This is a genomic window from Corallococcus sp. AB011P, from assembly GCF_003611605.1.
Taxonomy (GTDB): domain Bacteria; phylum Myxococcota; class Myxococcia; order Myxococcales; family Myxococcaceae; genus Corallococcus; species Corallococcus coralloides.
Genome location: NZ_RAVX01000016.1, coordinates 178,106 through 199,046, shown reverse-complemented (window position 1 = coordinate 199,046; position 20,941 = coordinate 178,106). Strand labels below are relative to the sequence as shown.

At 70.7% G+C, this 20,941-nt stretch carries 21 protein-coding genes; 11 read left to right on the top strand and 10 right to left on the bottom strand.

Annotation, left to right across the window (positions count from 1 at the left end; all coding sequences use genetic code 11):
- Positions 1-229 precede the first annotated feature (229 nt).
- Together D7X30_RS30795 and D7X30_RS30790 are read left to right on the top strand one after the other, a co-directional pair.
- Positions 230-598, top strand: a complete 369-nt coding sequence (locus D7X30_RS30795; RefSeq protein ID WP_120566536.1) for an NADH-quinone oxidoreductase subunit A — start codon at positions 230-232, stop codon at positions 596-598.
- A 9-nt stretch (positions 599-607) separates the two neighbouring features.
- The gene (locus D7X30_RS30790) at positions 608-1,171 is read left to right on the top strand and encodes an NADH-quinone oxidoreductase subunit B (protein WP_120566535.1); all 564 of its coding nucleotides are present in this window, start codon (positions 608-610) and stop codon (positions 1,169-1,171) included.
- Positions 1,172-1,255: 84 nt separating this feature from the next.
- Here the strand turns inward: D7X30_RS30790 and D7X30_RS30785 are convergent, their stop codons facing one another.
- Both D7X30_RS30785 and D7X30_RS30780 read right to left on the bottom strand, forming a co-directional pair.
- Complete coding sequence (locus tag D7X30_RS30785) at positions 1,256-1,624, bottom strand: PaaI family thioesterase (RefSeq protein ID WP_199724593.1); 369 nt, start codon at positions 1,622-1,624, stop codon at positions 1,256-1,258.
- Entirely contained in the window at positions 1,614-3,797 is a 2,184-nt protein-coding gene (locus D7X30_RS30780) for a sulfatase-like hydrolase/transferase (RefSeq protein WP_120566533.1), read from the bottom strand. The genes D7X30_RS30785 and D7X30_RS30780 overlap by 11 nt, the downstream gene beginning before the upstream one ends.
- A 158-nt stretch (positions 3,798-3,955) precedes the next feature.
- Here D7X30_RS30780 and D7X30_RS30775 point away from each other — a divergent pair, with 158 nt between their 5' ends.
- The 8 genes from D7X30_RS30775 (at position 3,956) to D7X30_RS30740 (ending at position 12,929) form a co-directional block, all read left to right on the top strand.
- Positions 3,956-5,230, top strand: coding sequence for an adenylate/guanylate cyclase domain-containing protein (locus tag D7X30_RS30775; RefSeq protein ID WP_120566532.1), 1,275 nt, complete (start codon positions 3,956-3,958; stop codon positions 5,228-5,230).
- A 173-nt stretch (positions 5,231-5,403) separates the two neighbouring features.
- Positions 5,404-5,922 carry an NADH-quinone oxidoreductase subunit C gene (locus D7X30_RS30770; RefSeq protein WP_120566563.1) on the top strand — a complete coding sequence of 173 codons (519 nt, stop codon included), beginning with the start codon at positions 5,404-5,406 and terminating at the stop codon, positions 5,920-5,922.
- Positions 5,923-5,935: 13 nt separating this feature from the next.
- Positions 5,936-7,195 carry an NADH dehydrogenase (quinone) subunit D gene (gene nuoD, locus D7X30_RS30765; protein WP_120566531.1) on the top strand — a complete coding sequence of 420 codons (1,260 nt, stop codon included), beginning with the start codon at positions 5,936-5,938 and terminating at the stop codon, positions 7,193-7,195.
- Positions 7,192-9,084, top strand: a complete 1,893-nt coding sequence (locus D7X30_RS30760) for a 2Fe-2S iron-sulfur cluster-binding protein (RefSeq protein ID WP_120566530.1) — start codon at positions 7,192-7,194, stop codon at positions 9,082-9,084. The genes nuoD and D7X30_RS30760 overlap by 4 nt, the downstream gene beginning before the upstream one ends.
- Before the next feature lie 2 nt (positions 9,085-9,086).
- The gene (locus tag D7X30_RS30755) at positions 9,087-10,529 is read left to right on the top strand and encodes a complex I subunit 1 family protein (protein WP_120566529.1); all 1,443 of its coding nucleotides are present in this window, start codon (positions 9,087-9,089) and stop codon (positions 10,527-10,529) included.
- 27 nt (positions 10,530-10,556) lie between these two features.
- Positions 10,557-11,309, top strand: coding sequence for an NADH-quinone oxidoreductase subunit I (locus D7X30_RS30750; protein WP_120566528.1), 753 nt, complete (start codon positions 10,557-10,559; stop codon positions 11,307-11,309).
- Between the two features lie 172 nt (positions 11,310-11,481).
- Positions 11,482-11,844 carry a ferredoxin gene (locus D7X30_RS30745; RefSeq protein WP_120566527.1) on the top strand — a complete coding sequence of 121 codons (363 nt, stop codon included), beginning with the start codon at positions 11,482-11,484 and terminating at the stop codon, positions 11,842-11,844.
- A gap of 17 nt (positions 11,845-11,861) precedes the next feature.
- Positions 11,862-12,929, top strand: coding sequence for a S9 family peptidase (locus D7X30_RS30740; RefSeq protein ID WP_147443364.1), 1,068 nt, complete (start codon positions 11,862-11,864; stop codon positions 12,927-12,929).
- A gap of 669 nt (positions 12,930-13,598) precedes the next feature.
- On the opposite strand, the gene D7X30_RS30735 is transcribed toward D7X30_RS30740, so the two are convergent.
- Positions 13,599-16,205, bottom strand: coding sequence for a CHASE2 domain-containing protein (locus D7X30_RS30735; protein ID WP_370051805.1), 2,607 nt, complete (start codon positions 16,203-16,205; stop codon positions 13,599-13,601).
- Positions 16,206-16,304: 99 nt separating this feature from the next.
- Here D7X30_RS30735 and D7X30_RS30730 point away from each other — a divergent pair, with 99 nt between their 5' ends.
- Positions 16,305-17,171 (top strand): hypothetical protein, encoded by an 867-nt coding sequence (locus D7X30_RS30730; RefSeq protein ID WP_120566525.1) that lies wholly within the window; start codon positions 16,305-16,307, stop codon positions 17,169-17,171.
- A gap of 15 nt (positions 17,172-17,186) precedes the next feature.
- On the opposite strand, the gene D7X30_RS30725 is transcribed toward D7X30_RS30730, so the two are convergent.
- From D7X30_RS30725 to D7X30_RS30695, 7 genes are all read right to left on the bottom strand, one after another.
- Entirely contained in the window at positions 17,187-18,167 is a 981-nt protein-coding gene (locus tag D7X30_RS30725; RefSeq protein ID WP_233591881.1) for a hypothetical protein, read from the bottom strand.
- 109 nt (positions 18,168-18,276) lie between these two features.
- Complete coding sequence (locus tag D7X30_RS30720; RefSeq protein ID WP_120566524.1) at positions 18,277-18,585, bottom strand: YtxH domain-containing protein; 309 nt, start codon at positions 18,583-18,585, stop codon at positions 18,277-18,279.
- Between the two features lie 54 nt (positions 18,586-18,639).
- Complete coding sequence (locus D7X30_RS30715) at positions 18,640-19,020, bottom strand: hypothetical protein (RefSeq protein WP_120566523.1); 381 nt, start codon at positions 19,018-19,020, stop codon at positions 18,640-18,642.
- Between the two features lie 26 nt (positions 19,021-19,046).
- Positions 19,047-19,241 carry a hypothetical protein gene (locus D7X30_RS30710; protein WP_120566522.1) on the bottom strand — a complete coding sequence of 65 codons (195 nt, stop codon included), beginning with the start codon at positions 19,239-19,241 and terminating at the stop codon, positions 19,047-19,049.
- Positions 19,242-19,314: 73 nt separating this feature from the next.
- Positions 19,315-19,524 (bottom strand): DUF3618 domain-containing protein, encoded by a 210-nt coding sequence (locus D7X30_RS30705; protein WP_014398114.1) that lies wholly within the window; start codon positions 19,522-19,524, stop codon positions 19,315-19,317.
- Positions 19,514-19,987 (bottom strand): phage holin family protein, encoded by a 474-nt coding sequence (locus D7X30_RS30700; RefSeq protein WP_120566521.1) that lies wholly within the window; start codon positions 19,985-19,987, stop codon positions 19,514-19,516. The genes D7X30_RS30705 and D7X30_RS30700 overlap by 11 nt, the downstream gene beginning before the upstream one ends.
- A gap of 169 nt (positions 19,988-20,156) precedes the next feature.
- Positions 20,157-20,921, bottom strand: coding sequence for an endonuclease/exonuclease/phosphatase family protein (locus tag D7X30_RS30695; RefSeq protein ID WP_014398116.1), 765 nt, complete (start codon positions 20,919-20,921; stop codon positions 20,157-20,159).
- Positions 20,922-20,941 lie beyond the last annotated feature (20 nt).

Sequence of the window (20,941 nt, the reverse complement as noted above, 5' to 3'; positions counted from 1 at the left end):
GAACGACAGCCCACTGACGCTAGGCGTGGGCTCCCCACAGCGTCAAACCGGCCCCGGTCCAGGCACGGGAGCGGCAGGGCGGGCATGGGCGCCCGCTGATCCACCACCCGTCCGGGAGCAGGCGTCCGGGCAGCGCGGTTTCGGCCGTCTTCTCAAGGGGTTGGCGGGCCCGGCGCGGGGGTGTTTCCCTTTGACACGACGCCAGCGGTGTCGTTAGGGTCCGCGCCCGATGACTACACCCCTCGCCCCGTACCTGCCGATGGCGGTGGTGCTCCTGCTGGCCGGTGTCATGGGGATGATCATCCCCCAAATCACCACCCGGCTGGGCCCCAAGCGCCCGAGCAGCACCAAGTCGGCCCCCTTCGAAGCAGGCTCCGAGTCGAGCGGTCCCGCTCGCCAGCGCTTCGCCGTGAAGTTCTACGTCATCGCGCTGCTCTTCATCGTGTTCGACGTGGAAGCGGTGTTCCTGTACCCCTGGGCGGTGAACTTCCAGGCGCTCGGCTGGTTCGGCTACGTGGAGATGCTGGTTTTCGCGGCGACCCTGGTCGTCGGCCTTATCTACGTCTGGAAGAAGGGCGCTCTCGACTGGGAGAGCTGAGACATCACCATGGCTGACACCGACATCGCGCCGATCATGACCACCCGCCGGGACGAAGCCATGGGCTTCTTCCAGAAGCTGGTGTCCAAGGGCCTGGGCTGGGCCCGCAAGTACTCGCTGTTCACCTATCCGTACGCCACCGCGTGCTGCGGCATGGAGTACATGTCCGTGGCCGCCAGCCGCCACGACATCTCGCGCTTCGGCGCGGAGTTCCCGCGCTTCTCGCCGCGTCAGGCGGACCTGCTGATGGTGGTGGGCACCATCAACCTGAAGCAGGCCCCCATCCTCAAGCGCGTCTACGAGCAGATGACCGAGCCCAAGTGGGTCGTGTCCTTCGGCGTGTGCGCGTCCTCGGGCGGCTTCTACGACAACTACGCGGTGCTCCAGGGCATCGACCGCATCATCCCGGTGGACGTCTACATCCCCGGCTGCCCGCCGCGTCCGGAGCAGGTGCTGGACGGCCTGATGCTGCTGCAGGACAAGATCGGCAACCAGGTGCACCGGCTGCGCGACCCCGGCGAGCCCAACGAGACCGCGGCGCACCACGCCCGCATGCTCGCCGCCGGCAAGTAGTCCCCAGCTTCTGTTTCACCCCACGGGCCCCGCGCCGCCTCTTGAAGAAGAGGCGGGTGACGGGGCCCGAGTCGTTCCAGGGGCCTACCAGCGGTGGTACGCGGGGTGGCCTTCCTTCACGGCGACGAAGGTGCCGCGGCAGGTGGCCGTCACCTTGCCGTTCTCGCCGGTGAGGGTGCCCTCCACGACGACGCGGTCGCCCTGGATTTCCACGGGCTTCGCTGACAGGTGCACGGGGCCCATGGGCGTGGGGCGCTTGAGCACGATGGTGTAGTCGGCGGTGACGGTGCACGGCGGGGTGGTCGCGCCCTGCGCCTTCATCAGGTGGTACGCCGCCGTCCAGTTGCAGTGGCAGTCCAGCAGCGCGCCGATGATGCCGCCGTTGAGCACGCCCGGGAACGCCTGGTGGTGCTCCTCCGGCGTCCAGTCCGCGACGACGAGGTCACCCTCCACGCGGCTGCGGATGCGCAGCCCCTTGGGGTTGGCCGGGCCACACCCGAAGCAGGCGTTGTGGGGGGCGTACGTTTCCTGGAGGCCGCGAGTCGTTTCGGTCGTCGACATGGCCGGCGACTCTACGTGAGGCGGACTCCGGTGCGCGCTCCGTCGCGTCGTCCAGCCAGTCCGCCAGCGCTCGCGCGTCCGCCCCTTCACAGTCACCCGTGCAGGTGCGGCGCACGGTGCCGTCCGCCTGCGGCCGGTCCACCACCCAGCGCTGGCCGTCGAAGGCGCCGGTGTCCTTCTCGCGCAGCACCGCCGTGCCCGCGTCGTCACCCATCTCCACCACCCCGTCCGGGCGCAGACGGTACGCGTCGAAGGTGCGCGGCGCGCCGGGCCAGTGGCCGGGGTCGAACACCTCCGGGCTCACGTGCGTGTAGCCCGTCTCCGCGTACAGCGGCGTGAGCGGACGCCCCTCGCCGCGCAGCAGCGGCCCGAGCGACGCCCCGTCCGACTCCGGCAGCGAGGACAGGCCGGACAGCTCCAGCAGCGTGGGGCCCACGTCCACCAGCCGCGCCAGCGCGTCCACCTGCTCGGGGCCCGCGCCACGGCCGCCGGGCAGCTTCACCGCGAGCAGGATGCGGTTCTCCTCGTCGCCCAGCCGGGCGCCGTGCACGGACGTCGCGCCCGCCAGGTCCGGCCGGTCCGCGTGGAAGCTCTCGCCGTGGTCGGACATCAGCACGATGAGCGCGTCGTCGTAGCGTCCGGAGGCCCGCAGCGCGTCCAGCAGCGTCCCCACCTGCGCGTCCGCCTGCGCGAGCAGCTCGTCGTAGAGCCCCTCCGCGCCCGCGCGGTTCCACGCCCCCTTCGCCCCCGGCGTCACTGGGGCGAAGTGCATGCGCAGCCGGCGCTCCAGCGGCTCGGAGGAGGACACGTAGCGGCGATAGAACGGGTACACCGGGTCGCCCGGGAAGTGCGCCGCCGTGGCATGGAAGGCGAAGAGCAGCGGCCCCTCCCCTGCTTCCGCCACGAGCCCATCCGACAGCCGCCGGGCATAGCCCATGGGGTCGTGGATGCCGGCCAGCGCGCGGTTGTCGATGAACTCGGGCACCCACGCGGCGCCGGCCGGGTTGTCCGCGAACAGGCCCAGCGCCCGGTAGCGCAGCTTCTCCAGAGCGAAGTTGATCGCGCCGCGCGGAGGCTGCCAGCGCGTGGCGAAGCCGGAGGCCGGGCCCTCGAAGTGGAAACGAGAGCAGTCCGTGGCGAACACCGTGCGCCACCCGGCCTCCGCGAAGCGCTGCGCGAAGGTGGGCGCCAGCACGAGCCGCGCGTCGGGCGTCAGCGGGTAGCGCACGCCCGTGCGGTACGGCCAGCGCGCGGTGAGCAGCGAGCGCCATGCGGGCTCCGTCTGCGCCACCGGCGTGTAGGCCCGGGTGAAGAGCGTGGCGTCCTGGAGGAAGCGCTCGACCTGGGGCGCGACGCCATGCCCCGTCGCGCCCAGCCGGTCCGGCCGGAACGCGTCGATGCCGATGAGCACCACCAGCGGCTGCCGGACGGAGGGCTCCACCCGGCGCACCGTCAGCGCCACCGCCAGCACCACGACGACGCCCGCCACCACCGCCCACGCGGCGCGCTCCGCCCGGAGGGCCACCGGACCGCCAGAGGCCACGAACCGCCGAAGCCCCCGTGCGCCGCGCCACGCCAGCACGGCCAGATGGACCGCCACCCACGCCCCGGCCGCCGCGCGCGCCTGCCACGGCTCTCCGTGATCCACCAGCCACGCCAGCACCGGCCGCACCGCCGGCAGATCATCGAAGAGGGCGGGCCGCGCGAGCGCCCGGTCCCAGGCCCAGAACAGCAGCAGCCCCACCTGGTGCGGCACCATCAACGCCAGCGACACCCACCCACCCCGCCGCGTCCAGGCGAAGGTCAGCACCGCCGCGCCAAGCCCCAGCAGACCGCCCGCCACCGCGTACACGGAGGCCACGCGCAGGATGACGCCGGGCAAGAGGGGCCGGACCGCCGCCGCCAGCGCCGCGTAGGGGCCGTCCAACGGGATGTCCACGCCCACCACGCCCGCCTTGAGCAGCCAGACCGTCTCGGCGGCGAAGAGCAGCAGCCCCAGCAGGGCGCCCAGGGCCAGGCGCCCCGAAGCGGCACGGAGGAAGGAGGCGACGGACCGCACGGACATGCCTCCAGCCTCTACTCCGACCCAGCGTGCTTGCGCCAACTCTGTGTTCTACCGGGCTTCCGGGGAGCTCCTGACGTGCATGGGACGCACTGCCGGTGCAAGATGGCGCCTTCACTGTACCTGACCGCCGCTTCCCTCGGCCCGGGGGGGCCACTCCCATGTCATCCAGCGCCACGCCCAGCGACAGCCTGCAGGAGTCCGTCCGGCGCGCGCTCGACGTGGAACGGCAGTCCAATGGACGGCACCTGGCGTGGGTCCGGCTGGGGGCGGTGGGCGTGCTGTTCTCCATGGCCGTGTACCTGGGCCGAGTGCGCGACCTGCACGACTGGGACATCTACCTGGCGCCCTTCGCGCTGTACCTCGTGTGCACCACCATCGTGGCCGTGGCGGTGACGGCCTCCGCGCGCATCGCCCGCTGGGCGTCGCTGTCCGTCGCGTTCGTGGACGTACCCGCCGTGTACTGGCTCCAGCACCTGGCGCTGCCGGTGTCGCCGTCACCGGGCGGCGTGGCGGGCTTCACGCTGGGCATCTTCGCGGCGCTGGTGCTGCTGTCCGCGCTGAGCCTCCGGCGACCCGTCACCCAGCTCGTCACGGTCTTCGCCATCCTCGCGGAGGTGGAGCTCCAGCGGCAGGCCTCCATCGGCGGAGGCGCGCAGGTGGCCGGCACGGTGATGCTGGCCATGACGGCCGCGGGGGCCTCCCGGCTCCTCCAGCGCATCCGCTTCCTGTCCGCCGCGGTCACCCAGGAGGAGCTCCAGCGCGCCCGCCTGGGCCGCTACTTCTCCCCCGCCGTCGCCGAGCGGCTCCAGGACCGCGACTCCCCCGCCCCGGAGCTGCGCGAGGTGTCAGTCCTCTTCGCGGACGTGCGCGACTTCACCGCCCTGAGCGAACGGCTGCCACCCGAGCAGGTGGTCACCATCCTCAACGAGTACTACGGCCGCATGGTGGAGGTGGTGTTCCGCCACGGCGGGACGCTCGACAAGTTCATCGGGGACGCACTCATGGTGTACTTCGGCGCCCCGCTGCCGGACGCCCACCACGCCCGGAGCGCCACCCGGTGCGCGCTGGACATGGTGCGCGAGCTGGAGGCCGTCAACGCCGAGCGCGCCGCCCGGGGAGAGGCCGGCCTGCGCATGGGGGTGGGCGTGCACTCCGGGCCGGTGGTGCTGGGCAACATCGGCTCGCCGTTCCGGCGCCTGGAGTACACGGCCATTGGCGACACGGTGAACCTGGCCAACCGCATCGAGCGGCTGACCAAGGGCTTCGGGGTGCCGGTGCTCGTCTCCCAGGCGACCCGCGAGCAGGCGGGTGACGCCTTCCGCTGGGCCCCCGCCCCCACCACGCTCGTCCCAGGCAAGAGCCAGCCCGTGGTGACCTTCATCCCTGAGCCCGCCGAGGGTGCTCCGGTGCTGGGTCCGGACGTGGCGGCCTGAGCCCTTCCGTCCGCCGTGCCCAGGCAGGCAGGGGGTGGATCGCGACGCGGGCTGCTGGACCACCTAAGTGGCCTACACGGTTGAGGGTTTACGTTGACGCCTCACGCGAACGGTCCTTATAAAGCCGCGGTTTCCTCTGTCGTAGATCGAGGCCCCCCTTGAGCATTTTCGCGTTGGACCGGGTCGCCGCCCAGTTCCCCGAAGCGGTCGCGGAGCGCTATGTCGACCGCGCCGGCGGAGCCTGGGCCGTCATTCATGCCGAGTGGCTGCCGAAGGTCGCCACCTTCCTGAAGATGGACCCCGAGCTGGACTTCAAGCTGTTCGGCTCCGCGGACGCCGTGGATCGCCTGCACCTGGCGGAGAGTGATCCGCGCTTCGAGGTCGTCTACTTCCTCTATTCGCTCAAGCGGAAGGAGCACGTGCGCCTGAAGGTGCGCGTGACCGAGACCCGCCCGGAGCTGCCCTCCCTCACGCCGCTGTACCGCGGCGCCAACTGGTGGGAGCGGCTGGTGTTCGACTTCTACGGCATCCGCTTCACGGACCACCCGGACCTGCGCCGCATCCTCCTGTACGACGAGTTCCAGGGCCACCCCCTGCGCAAGGACTACGCGCTGCGCGACCGCCAGCCGCTGATCCCCGAGCGCCCCATCAAGGACATCTTCCGCGGCCCCGGCACCAGCGGCATCGCCTGATCGAGACCTCACCATGGCCGACAGCCACAACACCGACGCGCAGAAGCCGCACAACCCCGACACCGATGGGTTCGCCCACGAGGAGTCGGATCTGGAGTCGCATTTCCAGACGAAGAACATGGTCATCAACATGGGCCCCTCCCACCCGGCCACGCACGGCACCGTGCGGCTGAAGGTGGAGCTCGAGGGTGAGACCATCGTCAAGATCGACCCGGAGATCGGCTTCCTCCACCGCGGCTTCCAGAAGAGCTGCGAGAACGTCACCTGGACGCAGTGCCTGCCGTACACGGACCGGCTCAACTACCTGTCCGCGATGATGAACAACTTCGGGTTCCTCAACGCCGTGGAGAAGCTCATCGGCCTGGAGATCCCGGAGCGCGCCCAGTACATCCGCGTCATCGGCAGCGAACTGCACCGGCTCACGGACCACCTGACGTGCGTGGGCGCCACCGGCCTGGAGATGGGCGGCTTCGCGCCGTTCCTCTACGGCATGGAGGCCCGCGAGCTCATCCAGGACCGCGTCACGGAGCTCACCGGCGCGCGCCTCACCACCAGCTTCGGCCGCGTGGGCGGCATGAACCGCGACCTGCCGGAAGGCTGGTCGGAGAAGGTCAAGAAGACGCTGGACCGCACCGAAGAGCTGCTCGTGGAGATGGACGGGCTGCTCACGCGCAACCGCATCTTCGTGGACCGCACCAAGGGCACCGGCGTCATCTCCGCCGAGGACGCCATCGACTACGGGTGGACGGGCCCCGCGCTGCGCGCGTGCGGCGTGGACCACGACCTGCGCAAGGTGCAGCCGTACTGGGTCTACGACCGCTTCGACTTCGAGGTGGTGGTGGGCGAGCACGGCGACAACTACGACCGCTACCTCGTGCGCCTGGAGGAGATGCGGCAGTCCATCAAGATCATCCGCCAGGCCCTCGACACCATCCCCGCGGGTCCCATCATCGTGGACGACTGGCGCATCGCGCTGCCGCCCAAGCCTGAGGTGTACGGCACCATCGAAGGCGTGATGGCGCACTTCAAGCTGGTGATGGAGGGCATCCAGGTCCCCCCCGGTGAGGTCTACGACGCGACGGAAGCGTCCAACGGCGAGCTGGGCTGGTACCTGGTGAGCGACGGCCGCGGCCGTCCGTACAAGGTCCACGTGCGCGCCCCGGGCTTCCCGGTGCTGTCGGCGCTGCCGCACATCATCCAGGGCAAGATGCTCGCGGACCTCGTTCCCACCTTTGACACCATCAACATGATCGGCGGCGAGGTCGAGCAGTGAGCGACAACGACACGAAGAAGCCTACCGGTGACGCGCAGACGCCCCCCAAGGGCGCGCCCACCGACACGCCCGCGGCCAAGATTGGCTCGGAGCCGTCCAACCCGCCCGCCGGCGCGAAGCTGGATAATCCGCCCGCGGCCGCCAGCGGCCCCACCGGCACGCCTCCGCCCAAGCCGGCGGCGCCTCCGGCCGGCGGCCCCCCGCCCAAGCCGCAGCCCAAGAACCCGGGCTTCGTGACGGCGGTCATCGACGGGCGCGAAGTCGTGGTGAAGCCGGGGACCAACATGATCGAGGCGGCCAAGTCGGTCGGCTCGGAGATCCCCTACTACTGCTACCACCCGCGCCTCTCCATCGCGGCCAACTGCCGCATCTGCCTCATCGAGGCGTCCAACGCGCCCAAGCTCGTCCCCGCCTGCCAGACGCCCATGGCCGAGGGTCAGGTCATCAAGACCACGACCCCCAAGGTCAAGGAGCAGCAGCGCGCGGTGATGGAGTTCCTGCTGCTGAACCACCCGGTCGACTGCTCCATCTGCGACCAGGCCGGTGAGTGCAAGCTGCAGGACTACTACATGAAGTACAACTACAAGCCCTCGCGCCTGGAGGGCACCAAGGCCCTCAAGCACAAGCGCAAGGTGCTGGGGCCTCACGTGGTGCTGGATCAGGAGCGCTGCATCATCTGCACGCGCTGCGTCCGCTTCATGAACGAGATCCCGAAGGAGCCCCAGCTGGGCGTCTTCGGCCGTGGCAGCCACGAGCGCATCGACGTCTTCCCGGGCAACGAGCTGAACAGCAACTACTCGCTGAACACCGTGGACGTGTGCCCGGTGGGCGCGCTGCTCTCCCGCGACTTCCGCTTCAAGGCGCGCTCCTGGTTCCTGTCCGCCACGCCGTCCGTCTGCACGGGCTGCTCGCGCGGCTGCAGCATCTCCGCGGACTGGATGTCCCAGGACACCTACCGCTACCGCCCGCGTGAGAACGAGGCCATCAACAAGAGCTGGATGTGCGACCAGGGCCGCCTGTCGTACAAGGACCTGAACGTGGGCCGCGTGCTGTCCGCCCGCGTGGGCCGCGGCCTGCAGGCCCCCGGCACGGTGCAGCCGGTGCTCACGCGCAAGGACGCCGCCCTCGGCGCGGCCAAGGCGCTCAAGCCGCTCGCGGGCACCAAGCAGCTCGCGGTGCTGGCCTCGCCGCTCGCGTCCAACGAGGACCTGCTCGCGGGCCTGACGTTCGCCAAGACGGTGCTGGGCGTCACCAGCGTGTTCGTGGGCGGCCGGCCGCAGGGCAAGGCGGACCACTACCTGATGACGGCGGACAAGAACCCCAACCGCCAGGGCCTGGCGCTCATCGCCAAGGGCCTGGGGCTGTCGCTCAAGGGCTTCGAGGAGCTCACCCCCGCCATCAAGGCCGGCCAGGTGAAGGCGCTCTACGCGGTGGGCACGGAGGTCCCCACGGACGCGGCCGCGTTCGCTGAAGTTGTCGCGTCGCTGGAGGTGTTCGTCGCCCAGGCGCAGAACGAGTCCCCGGTGACGGCGCAGGCCACGGTGCTGCTGCCCGCCTCCGCGCACATCGAGGACGAGGGCACGTTCACGCAAGCGGACGGCATCACCCAGCGCTTCCGCAAGGCGTACCCCTCCAAGGGGGACGCGGTGCCGCACTGGAAGTGGGCCACGGAGCTGACGCGCGAGCTGGGCGGCGAGGCTGCCGCGGCTTCCGCGCGCGACGTGTGGCGGGCACTCTCGGGGCAGGTGTCCGAGTTCGCCGAGTTCAACTGGGACAAGGCCTCTCCGCCGGACCGGGAGAAGCCGGGCATCAATCCGCTGCCGTCGGGAGCCGACGGCCGTCCGCCGGGCTACCGTGAGTTCGGCGCGCCGCGCGTGAGGGGCATCTGACCATGAGCCGTATCCTGACCATGCTGTTCGCCATGGCCTTCATCGTCTTCGCCGTCGCTGGCGGAGTGGCCTCGGCGTATCTGGTGGGCTACCTGGCGGAGGAGTACCTCTTCGAGGGTGCCAGCCGCCTGACGAACATCATCTTCCTGATGCTCGTCTTCGTGATGATCACCGCGACGCTGCTCACGATCGCGGAGCGCAAGTGGTCCGCGTTCATGCAGGACCGAGTGGGTCCCAACCGCGCGCGCATCGCCCTCCCGGGCCTGTCCAACCGCTCCCTGGGCGGTCTCCCGCACATCCTCACGGACGTGCTGAAGATGCTGACCAAGGAGGACTTCGTCCCCGGCACCGCCAACCGCTTCCTGTTCAACCTGGGCCCCATCCTCGCCTTCGCGCCGGTGTTCGCGCTGTTCGCGGTGGTGCCGGCCGGCCCCACGGTGAACGTGTTCGGCAAGACGGTGGACATGGTCGTCGCCACGCCGGACTTCGGCATGCTGTACCTGCTCGCCATCGCGTCGCTCGCCGTCTACGGCACGTCGCTGGCCGGCTGGGCCTCCAACAACAAGTTCGCGCTGTTGGGTGGCGTGCGCGCCTCCGCGCAGATGATCAGCTACGAAGTGGCGCTGGGCCTGTCGCTGGTGGGCCTGTTCCTCGCCTTCTCCTCCGTGCAACTGCCCACGCTGGTGGGTGACGTGGGCAACGCGCTCGTGTCCGGCACCGGTCAGGCGAAGTACCTGTGGCGCACCGACGGTGGCTTCGACCTGGGCCTGCCGGCGTGGGGCATCTTCATCCAGCCCCTGGGCTTCATCGCCTTCTTCGTGGCGTCCTTCGCGGAGACCAAGCGCGCCCCGTTCGACGCTCCGGAAGGCGAGTCCGAGATCATCGGCTACTTCGTGGAGTACTCCGGCATGAAGTTCGGCATGTTCATGATCTCCGAGTTCGTGGAGGTCGTGGTGCTGGCCGGCGTGACGGCGTCGCTCTTCTTCGGCGGGCACCACCTGCCCTTCGGCGGCGAGTGGCTGGCGGCGCAGCCCTTCTTCCAGGAGCACGGCTGGGTGTACGGCACGCTCTTGGGCACGGTGTTCTGGATCAAGGTCATCCTGCTCATCTGGGTGCAGCTGGTGATCCGCTGGACCTTCCCGCGCTTCCGGTACGATCAGATCCAGAACCTGGGATGGAAGATCCTCCTGCCCGTGGGCCTGGCCAACGTGTTCATCAGCGGCGCGCTGGTGCTGTGGGATCCGTCCCTCCGCGCGCTGGGCGTGGTGGGCCTGCTGGAGATCGGCTTCGTGCTGGCGCTGACGCTGACGCCGGGCGCCAAGGCGGCCGGGGCACATGACACGGCGCACGGACATGGCCACGACGCGCACGGCCATGGAAGCGATGCGCACGGCCTGCCGGCGCACGCGGACCCCCACTCCCATTCCCCGGCGGGCGCGCACTAGCGCGGTCCGGAAGCGAGACAAGACACCATGGCGTTCAATGCTTCCCAGGATCCGCGCACGGACATCCGCGAGCGGATGTACATCCCGGAGCTGCTGCGCGGTCTGGCCATCACGACCAAGCACTTCTTCCGCAACATGTTCGGCACGCGCGACCCCAACCCCCAGGTGGTGGACCGCACGGGCATGAACCTGATGACCACGGTGGAGTACCCGGAAGAGAAGCCCATCTATCCGGAGGGCTACCGCGGTCTGCACCGGCTGGTCCCGCGCGACGACGGCAAGCCGCGCTGCGTGGCCTGCTACATGTGCGCGACCATCTGCCCCGCGCAGTGCATCTACATCGAGGCGGGTGAGTACGAGCACGCGGCCACCGACTCCGAGTCGGCGGTCATCGAGAAGTACCCCACTCAGTTCGTCATCGACGAGCTGCGCTGCATCGTGTGCGGCCTGTGCGTGGAGGCGTGCCCCAAGGACGCCATCCGCATGGACACGTACATGCACACGCCGTCCGAGTACAACCGGCAGAACTTCGTCTACGACATCCCGAAGCTGCTCAAGGGCCCGCCGGTGTCGCACCCGTCCGACCCGTGGAACAAGCGCGACAGCTCCACGGAGCCGCACCACGTCCACAAGGAGGCGCACACGCGCATCGGCGAGGGACACGCGGACCACGGCCACGCCAAGCAGCTGGGCGCGGGCCACGGCCACGCCAAGGCGGGCGCCGCGCACGCGGTGGTGACGCAGCAGGGTCCCATCCAGGTGACGAAGTTCATCAAGTAGTCCGTGTTTCGCACCGCGGGGGGCGGGCCGTGCGCCGCCCCTTCACACGCATCCCGGCCCGCCTCCTTCCCGCCGTATTGGGAAGGGCGGGCCGAAGCCTTTTCTGGGGGCATGTGGTGATGCTGCACCTCTTCAATGCGCATGGTGCCGGCCTGGCACGGGGAGCCCCGCCGTGAAGCGCTACCGGATGTCGGTGTGCAAGGGCTCCAGCTGCCGCGCGGGCGGCTCGGACGCGGTGCACGTGGCGGCGCGCGAGGCGCTGGTGGAGAAGGGCCTGCAGGCCCGCTGCGAGCTGTACCGGGGCGGCTGCTACGGCTTCTGCCACATGGGGCCCAACGTGGTGGTGCGCGAGGACACGGGCCGCAAGCGAGACCCGCTGTCCCCGGAGGACTACCAGCTCATGGGGTGGCCCGGAGAGGTGTACTACTCCGGGATGACGGCGGAGAAGATGCGCCGTGTGGTGGCCGAGCACATCCAGGACGACGCGCCGGTGCGCGAGCTGTTCGGCCAGCCGGACTCCGGCGACGACGACTGACATTCAGGAGGTGGACCGTGCTTCGCGCAGCCCTTTCTCCCCTCCTCCTGCCGGGTCTCGTCGGCGTGCTGGTGCTCGGCGCGTGTTCGAGGCCCATGGCCCCGGCGTCCCCGAAGGTGCTCGGCGCGCACGCGGACGCGGACAGCCCCCGCGTCGTGGGCACGGCGCTCGTCCGGGATGGGGATTCGCGCGAGGACCTGCTGCGGCGCCATCCCCGCGTCGAACCCGACGCGGCGCTGACGTCCACCCTGGCGGCCATCCTCGCGGACTCCGGGCAGCGCCTGCGCTGGAGCGCGGCCCCAGCGGAGGACCTGGCGTGTGACAACGGTGACGTCCGCTTCCGGATCCAGGTGCGGGTGCCGCCCGCGTGCCGGGAGCGCGTGTGTCCCGTGCTCGCCTTCTACACAACGGGCTGTCCCCAGCCGGACTACCACTGGCGCCCGGAGTTCTTCCTCCGTGCGGGCTTCATCTACGCGGAGCCCGCGGTGCGTGGCACCAAATGCTCCGAGGACTGGGCCCGCGCGGACAACGGGCCGCTGCGCGTGGCGGCCGCCACGGACCTGGAGGCCGCCAGCCGCTGCCTGCGCCAGCGCTTCACCCGTGATGGCGTGGCCCCCAGGCTGGGCATCCTCGGGTGGAGCTACGGAGGCAACCAGACGCTGGTGGGCATGACGCGCTTCGCGGGCAGCTACGACGCGGGCTTTGCCCTCGCGGCCAAGACGGACCTGGGCTCCTTCCTCTCGCAGCTGGCGCCGGAGCTGCGCCGCACCCGAGCCGAGGAGTACGGCGACCCGGAGCGAGACGCGGAGCTGCTTCGCGCCATCTCCCCCGCGACCTGGGTGGACCGGGTGGAGGCGCCCATCGCCCTGATGCTGGGCGCGAGGGACCCCAAGGTGTCGCTGTCGGACGCGGACGTCTTCGTGCGCAAGCTCCGGGCGAGGGGCCAGGACGCGACCCTGATGATCATCCCCGAGCACGCGCACCTCACGGAGCGCCCGGAGGAGATCGCCTTCGAGCACGCCCACCTCCTCCAGTTCTTCACCTCGAGGTTCGGTGTGCCCCTGAGGGTCGACACGCAGCCCTGACGGCTGTCCGGAGGCAACGCACGCCACCAGGGGTTCGTTGACCCATCCGCGGCCCGAAGCTCTGCGCGAGGACGCACCTCGCGGAGCGCAGCGATGGGCCGCGACGGCGTGCTTGGACGGACGCCAGGAGAGGCCCACGAGCAGGGGTGCCCGCCGGGTGCGCCCGAGCCAAACCTGTCCGACAGTCGGACAGGTTCAGGCCGCATGAGGCCTGGGTCCGCGCTGTCCTGGCAGACGACGCGGGCGGTTGGCCTTGCCTCCATGAAGCCCGGGGAAGTGCGCAAGGGGGCGTGCCGGACGAGGCCGTGGGAAACCTATCCGACTGTCGGACAGGTTCGCGCCACATGAAGCCTGAGGTCGCGCTGTCCCGGCAGGCGACGCGGACGGTTGGCCTTGCATCCATGAAGCCCGGGGACGTGCGCAGGGGGTGTGCCGGACGAGGCCGTGGGAAACCTGTCCGACTGTCGGACAGGTTCAGGCCGCATGAAGCCTGAGGTCGCGCTGTCCCAGCAGGCGACGCGGACGGTTGGCCTCGCGTCCATGGAGTCCGGGGGCCGCGCCGGGCACGGCCTTGGGAAACCTGTCCGACAGTCGGACAGGTTTCGGCGCTCCGTCTTCCGGGGGGCCGCTTCACGGCACCGACGGCCTCACGAACTCCTGGAGACCCGCTCAGCGGGCGTCCGTGCTGCGCCGGCCCCAGCGGCTGACGCCGTCCCAGTCCTCGGGCGGCGGCGTCTGGATGAGGCGCTGGCAGCGCTGGACGTAGACGCGGGCCACCGGGTCGCCGTGCTCCACTCCGCAGCGGCGGAACAGCTCCTGGGCCACGATGAAGTCGCGCCCGTAGTAGGCCGTGAGGGCCTTCTCGTAGAGGGCGATGCCCGCCTGCTTCTCCGGGGAGAATTCACCCCGGCGGCCCAGCAGCTCGTGCACGCGCACGGGCTGGGGCCGGTCTCTCAGGAGCACGCGGTCCACCTCGCGGAAGACGTAGGCGTCGCTGGCGAGCTGCGCGGTGGCCTGCCCCACCAGCATCTGGGTGCCGTACTCCTTGTTGACCGCCTCCAGCCGTCCGGCCATGCCCACCGCGTCACCCATGACGGTGTAGTTGGACTTGAGCTCGCTGCCCATGTCGCCCACCAGCAGGTCGCCCGTGTCGATGCCGGCGCGCACCGACAGCCGGTGGCCGAACTGCTTCTCCCAGAGGGGCTGCTTCTGCGCGAGCGCCGCCTGGAGCTTCAGCGCCGCCTCACAGGCCAGGTGCGCGTGGCGGTCCGTGCGCACGGGCGCGCCCCAGAAGGCCATCACCGAGTCGCCGATGTACTTGTCCACCTGCCCCGCCGTGGCGCGCACCACGGCGGTCATCTCCGTGAGGAAGGTGTTGAGCAGCGGCACCAGCTGCTCCGGCGGCAGCGCTTCCGACAGGCGCGTGAAGCCCTCGATGTCGCAGAGGTACACGGTCATCTGCCGGCGCTCCGGCTTCATCAGGCTCACGTCGCGCGCCACCAGCCGCGCCACGTCCGGGCTCACGTAGCGGCCCAGCGCGCTATGCACGAACTCGCGCACGTCCTGCTCCGTGCGGAAGGCGTAGAGGGTCGTCACCAGGAACGCGAGCCCACCGGACCACAGCGGTCCCGCGACGGCGATCCACACCTGGTCATGGACGAAGACGTAGCCCGCCGCGCCCACGTAGCCCGCCCCGGCCGCCACCGCCACGCAGACGAAGAGGAAGGCGCCACCCACGGAGCGTAGGAGCCAGCTGAACGACAGCGCCAGGAACGCGCCAATGAACGCGAGCCCCATGGTGGCGAGCATGTCCACCCGGGGCGGCGCGCGCGTGATGCCGTTTGACGCGAGGATGTTGGCGAGCGCCTGCCCCAGCACGGCGCCGTTGGCGATGCCCGGCCCGATGGGCGTCACCCGGCGCTCGGGGGCGTAGCTGCTGGTGTTGGTGAGGATGACGGCGCGGCCGTCCAGGTCATGGTCGAAGCGGACGGGCCGCGCCTCCTGCGAGTCGAAGAGGTTGAGCAGCACGTTCCACGCGCGGATGGAGCGGGCGAGCGGGCCGCGCGCGCCGCGGGTGGCGGACGGGGCCTCCCAGCGCAGGAGGCTGTAGCCGGCCGCGTCCATGGGCACGGAGTACTTGTCCCCGATGTAGAGGCGCCCGTCCGCGTACCGCAGCTTCTGCGTGCCCGCGAGCCTCATGGCGGCGGCCAGGGGCAACGAGGGCAGGACGTAGCGCTCGCCGCCGCGCGGGCTGTACGCGACGAGGTGGGGCACTCCGCGCACCACGCCGTCGGGGTCCGCAGGCAGCGTGGTGGCGCCGTAGCCGCTCGCCGGGCCGAGCAGCGGTGTCACCGGGTGCTGGAGCTGGCGCACCTCCAGGAGCTTCTCCGGATCCAGCCCCTGAACCTGCACGGAGGCCAGGGCGAGGAACAGGTCCGACGGGGCCACGCGGAAGGCGTCGTCCGCGGCGCGGCGCTCCTGGATGGACGCGGCGGCGGTGCCCATCTGCTCACCCAGGCTGCGGCCCTCGCCCTCGTCCGCGACGCCGGCCCAGACCTCCAGGGCCTTGCCGGCGGGGATGAGGAACGCGGGGCGCTGGAGGGCGAGGACGGACTGGGCGCGGGTGCGGGCCTCGGTGACGCTGGGGTAGCTGCCCAGGCGGACGCGGTAGGGCCACAGGCGGCCGGTGGGCGGCAGCGTGCGGGTGCCCTCGGCGCCCCAGCGGAAGGCGAGCACGGAGTGGCCGGGGTCCTGGTCCAGGAGGGCGCGGAGCGCGTCGTCGTCCTGGGACAGGGCGCCCCGGCCCGAGCGCGTGGGGGTGACGCAGGCGCGGGGGCTGAGTTCCGGGTAGGCGAAGTCCAGCATCACCACGGAGGCGCCCTCCTCCACCAGGCGGTGGACCATGCCTCCCATGACCTGGCGCGGCCACGGGTACGCGGCGATGTCCGCGCGAGGGCCCTGCTGGGCTTCGGCGAGCGTGTCGTCGTCGATGGAGACGAGAACCACGCGGTCGGAGCGCTCGGACACCTCTCCCAGCTGGCGGATGCGCCAGTCGTAGAAGACGCGCTCGCCGCCGTCGAGCCAGCTCGAGAGCCCGTCGATGAAGCCGGAGGGCGACAGCAGGGGCGCGGGCGTGTCCTCCGGCCGTACGGGGCCAGTGACGCGCTGGGAGACGAGCAGGCCCAGCAGGCAGCCGAACAGGGCCGCCATGGCGAGCGAGAAGCCGAGCCGGTGAAGGAAGCGGCGGCCAGAGGAGTGGATGCGGAGGCGTTGCACGAGCGGCGTGCAGGATACTCCGATGGGGCCTCGCGCCCATGGGCAACACGCGCGGTATGGTTGGCCGCCGTCACCCGTGCCCCGTTCAAGAGAGTGCCCATGAAACGCCTGTTGCTGTCCGCCCTGGCCACCGTGTCCCTGCTGTCGCCGCTCGCCTGTGACCTGGAGAAGACGACCAACCAGCTCAAGGCGGACCACGTCATCGTGGGAACCCTGCTCGCGACGCCGCAGGTGGACGTGTCCGCGTCCGCGATGGCGGGCTACGACGCGGGGACCTTCGGCGGGCCGGACGGCGGGGACGTGGTGAGCTTCCCCGGGCAGACGGCGGCGTTCGTGTTCTTCGGGACGAAGTCGGGGGAGAACTCGCAGCCGCAGGGCCTGAGCGGCGCCACCGTGACGCTGAACGCCGGGAGCGCGGCGGGTGTGCCGCTCAACGGACAGGGCGGCGGCAGCTACGGCGTGACGAGCGACTCCACGGACGACCTGAAGTACGCGTCCGGCGCCACCTATTCGTTCTTCGCGGAGCAGGGCGGGACGAAGTACGAGGCGCGGGTGGAGGACGCGCCGACGAAGGAGGCCATCCCGAAGTTCCACCCGGAGGAGGGCTTCGTGCGCATCAACGCCAACACGGCGTTCGAATTCGACCGGCCGGCGCCTCCGGCGAACCAGGACCGGACACTGGGCTTCGTGACGGTGGTGCCGCTGGGGGCGAACGGGGAGAAGGGCCAGGCCACCTACTCGAACGTGCCCACGTCGCCGGTGGAGTTCCTCCAGCTGGCGGCGACGCCCGCGACGTTCCGGGAGGCGCGCGTGACGATTCCCGCCACGGCGTTCCCGAACCCCAAGCAGACCTACCTGGTCATCTTCCAGGCCGTGCGCATGGGCGGCCCGGAGTCAGACAACCTCTTCCTGGGCAGCGTCGTCCTGGCGGGCACCGCGGAAGTGGGCATCGTCCGGACGAACTGAGCAGCGTGGGGCGGGCTACCCCGCCTCGATGTCCAGGCCGATGCGCTCCTCCAGCTTGAGGCGCAGCAGGTGGCCCGCGAAGCGCTCCGACTCTTCGCGGGTGAGGATGCTGCGGAAGTCCGGGCCGTCCGCGATCTCCACCTCCATCACGGCGCCGCGCTGGAGGAGGCGGAAGAAGTCCTCCCCTCCCCCGGGCCTGGGCACGCGCAGGGGGATGAACCCCTTGAGCGGCACGACGTCCGTGCTCGCGTCGATGACGCGCAGCAGGCCCGGCGCGTCCGGGCGCACGGCGTCGGAGGCGACGGACTCCTCCGCGTAGAGCGGCGCGGGCGGAAGCGACAGGTCCTCGGTGGAGTCATCGAAGAGGAAGCCGTAGCGGGACGGCACCCGCTGCGTGAGCAGGTAGCAGAGCAGGACGGCCTCATCCGGCTGCACGCGCGCGACATGGAGGATGGAGCGCTCCGCGCCCACGCGGCGCAGGAGCAGCGTGAGGTGCGGTTGGCTGCGCTGGAGGTAGCGCTGGACGCGGTCCAGCAGCGTGGTGCGGACCTCCGTGAACGCGGCCTGATAGCGGGCTTCGCTCTCCGCCTCGCGCTGGGAGACAGCGTCGCGCGCCCTGGCGAGCTTGGATTCCGCGTCGCGCAGGAAGTCGCTGGCGGCGCCCTGGGGCTGGAGACCCGGAGTCGCCGAACCAGAGTCCATGCCCGCGGCACGCACCGCGCCCAGCAGGAATGACCCCTGTTGCGTGAGCCGGGCCTGCTCCTCGCGGAACTGGATGACGGAGGCCGCGTGCCCGCGCTTCAGCTCCGCCCAGGCGTCGTAGGCGGACTCCAGCGTCTCCAGCGCGCGCAGCTGTCCCAGCGCACCGTCGGGTCCGGAGGCCCACGGCGTGTCTGTGTTTCGCGCGGGAAGCGCCGGGGATTCATCCACGGCGGGCACATCCACGGGAGTGTCATGTCTCGGTGGCGGTCTCGTCCCGGGCGGCTTCTTGCTCATCGCCTCGCATCCTAGGCCATCCGCCCTCCCCCTCCGCTGGAAACACGAAGGCCCCTCCCCGCCTGGAGCGGGAAGAGGCCCGTGTGCGAATCAAAGACGCGCCCTGGAATCAGGTCGTCCGCTGGCCCGGCGGCACCGTGGAGCCAGCGCCCTGCTGGCCTTCCGTGCCGCGCGCGTTGTTGATGGCCGTGGCGAGCTTGTCCTGGCCGCCCTGGATGCGCTGGCGCAGGTCACCGCGCAGCTGCTGGCCCGGCTTGTCCGCGAGCAGCAGGCCCACGCCCACGCCCACCAGCACGCCCGCCGCGAAGATGCCCAGCGCCGGCAGCGCCGTCTCCGCCGTCGTGCGGCGCGTCTCCAGGCCGATGAGGTCCAGCACGTCGTCCCGGTCCAGCTTCTTCAAGTCCTTCAGGCTCAGCATGTCCGACTCCAGGGAAATGACTTCGGGGGAAAGACGCGGGTTGCTTCGGAAATCCTAGACGCTGCCCGAGGGCGGCGTGCCCCGGCCCGTCTGATAGCCCTGGAAGGCGGACTCCGCCATGCCCAGCAGCTCATCCTTCACGAAGGGCAGCGCGGCCAGCCGCACACCCAGCTTGAGGATGCGGCCGGTCAGCGGCGTGAACAGACCGCCGCCCAGCACGTAGCCCACGCCCACGGCGATGGCCAACGTGCCATAGGGGTTGCGCTCCACGCGGCCCTTCAGGTCCAGCGTCTGGCCCAGGTCCGCCACCGCGCTGCGTGCGTTGTCGATGAACTGCTGCGCGTCAGAGCCCAGCTGATCCACGCGCTGGCCGAAGCCCGCGTCGTCGCCGTGTCCCGCCGTGCCGTTGCCCGTCGTGCCCGAGTAGTTCGTCATGTCCGTGCTCCCTTTCAGGCAACCGGTTAGCGGGACGCGATGCGGCCCACGATGAAGCCCACCGCGATGGCGCCCAGGAGGCACGTGCCCGGGTTGGCCTTGATGAACCCGACGACCTGGTGGTTCAGGTCCACCAGGTTCTGCCGCGCCTCGTCCATGTCCGGCAGCTGGTCCTGAAGCTGCCGCGCCCGGTCTGCCATCTGCTGCGGATTGATTTCCATGGAAGCCCTCTGCTGTGCGTTCGTTTTCCGATTGTGTCTTGAAGCTTCTGCATCCGGACCCGCTGGCGCAGCTTCAGCGCCGCGAGCCCACCAGGTAACCAACGAGGAAGGCGGTCCCCACGCAGGCGTAGGGATGCTTGCGCACCCACTGGCGCCAGTCGGTGACTTCCGCCACCTCCACCTTGAGCGCGCTCACCGACGTGGCCAGGTCGGCCCGGGTGCGCTCGATTTCCTCGCGAAGCGCCGCGCTCGTGCGCGGCAGGTGTCCATTGCTAGCGGCCATCCCGCGGCTCCTTGAAAGCCATTCCCGTCGTGTCCTTCAGCGTGTTCACCCCGGGCGCCGCGGCCACCCGCGGCTGCGCCGAGGTGAGCGCCGCCATGCTGCGCGACAGCTCGCTCACGCTGTCATCCATCATCTGGCGTGACTTCATCCGCTTCACCGCGCGCAGGATGCCCAGGCCGCCGCCCACCAGGTTCACCGCGCCCACCAGGGCCAGCGCCCCCGCCCACCCCGTCCACGGAGCGAGCACGGCCGCCAGCGCCCCGCAGATGAAGGCGTACCCCACGAGCAGGAAGGGCACGAACACGGCGATGCTCGCCACGTCCAGGCCCATGGCCTTCGCGTCCTCCGCCAGCTCCACGCGCGCCAGCTGGAGGTGCTGCGTCACCAACCGACTGAAGCCGTCCGCCATGCGCCCGACGAGCGCGGCGACGCCGCGGTCCGTCTGTTCACTACCCACGTGCATGCGCTCTCCGGCCGACGCTCACGTCCCTGTGCGCGTGGGCGCCAACCTAGGCACCCCACCTCCCCGCGACAACCACGGCGCGAGGAATTTGTCCGGCGTTCGCAAGCGTCGGCCACTCAACGCGAGAAACCACCGGACCCACGAACGAGCCTACCGCAAGCCCACACCCCTAGCCGATCAGCTGCACCGGCGGTGCGACAGGCGGCTGCACGGCGATGGGCGCCTCGAAGCGCATCACCAGCGGCAGATGGTCCGACGCCACCCGGCTCAGCGGCGAGCGGTGCGGCGTCACCGACACGGGCCGCACCCCCGAGTCCACGTAGATGCGGTCCAACCGGAACAGGGGCAGCCGCGTGGGGTACGTGCGCGCGGCGGCGCCCAGCTCGAACGCGGCGTCGTGGATGGCCTCGCGCACGAGCGACGACACCGGCCCGTTCCCCCAGGAGTTGAAGTCCCCGCACACCACCATGGGGTCCTTGCGGGCCGCGTCGCGGAGCAGGTCGGCGGACAGGAGGAGCGCTTCCTGCCGCCGCCGCTCGCTCACGGACAGGCCCAGGTGGAGGCAGAAGACGTGCAGCTGCTGCCCTCCTCCCAGGTCCAGGTCGCACCGCAACGCGCCCCGGGGCTCCCGGCGCGGCACGCTCAAGTCATAGTTCTTCGACTTGAGCACCGGCAGCCGGCTGAGGATGGCGTTGCCATACCGGCGGCCGTTGCGGACCACGTTGGGTCCGAAGGCCATGTGCATCCCGAGCATCTCGGCCAGGTGCTCGGGCTGGTCCTCCCGGGGCGTCTTGCCCCGGAAGTCCCCCACCTCCTGCAGGGCGATGATGTCCGCGTTCACCTCGCGGAGCACCGAGCCCACGCGCTCCAGGTCGAAGGCTCCGTCCACGCCGATGCCGGAGTGGATGTTGTAGGAGACCAGGGTCAGCTCCACGCGTCGTTCACCCTCCCCTT

Coding starts and splice junctions, on each gene's coding strand:
- D7X30_RS30795 (WP_120566536.1), top strand. CDS start 230: ATGACTACACCCCTCGCCCCGTACCTGCCGATGGCGGTGGTGCTCCTG.
- D7X30_RS30790 (WP_120566535.1), top strand. CDS start 608: ATGGCTGACACCGACATCGCGCCGATCATGACCACCCGCCGGGACGAA.
- D7X30_RS30780 (WP_120566533.1), bottom strand. CDS start 3,797: ATGTCCGTGCGGTCCGTCGCCTCCTTCCTCCGTGCCGCTTCGGGGCGC.
- D7X30_RS30775 (WP_120566532.1), top strand. CDS start 3,956: ATGTCATCCAGCGCCACGCCCAGCGACAGCCTGCAGGAGTCCGTCCGG.
- nuoD (WP_120566531.1), top strand. CDS start 5,936: ATGGCCGACAGCCACAACACCGACGCGCAGAAGCCGCACAACCCCGAC.
- D7X30_RS30755 (WP_120566529.1), top strand. CDS start 9,087: ATGAGCCGTATCCTGACCATGCTGTTCGCCATGGCCTTCATCGTCTTC.
- D7X30_RS30750 (WP_120566528.1), top strand. CDS start 10,557: ATGGCGTTCAATGCTTCCCAGGATCCGCGCACGGACATCCGCGAGCGG.
- D7X30_RS30730 (WP_120566525.1), top strand. CDS start 16,305: ATGAAACGCCTGTTGCTGTCCGCCCTGGCCACCGTGTCCCTGCTGTCG.
- D7X30_RS30725 (WP_233591881.1), bottom strand. CDS start 18,167: ATGAGCAAGAAGCCGCCCGGGACGAGACCGCCACCGAGACATGACACT.
- D7X30_RS30720 (WP_120566524.1), bottom strand. CDS start 18,585: ATGCTGAGCCTGAAGGACTTGAAGAAGCTGGACCGGGACGACGTGCTG.
- D7X30_RS30715 (WP_120566523.1), bottom strand. CDS start 19,020: ATGACGAACTACTCGGGCACGACGGGCAACGGCACGGCGGGACACGGC.
- D7X30_RS30710 (WP_120566522.1), bottom strand. CDS start 19,241: ATGGAAATCAATCCGCAGCAGATGGCAGACCGGGCGCGGCAGCTTCAG.
- D7X30_RS30705 (WP_014398114.1), bottom strand. CDS start 19,524: ATGGCCGCTAGCAATGGACACCTGCCGCGCACGAGCGCGGCGCTTCGC.
- D7X30_RS30700 (WP_120566521.1), bottom strand. CDS start 19,987: ATGCACGTGGGTAGTGAACAGACGGACCGCGGCGTCGCCGCGCTCGTC.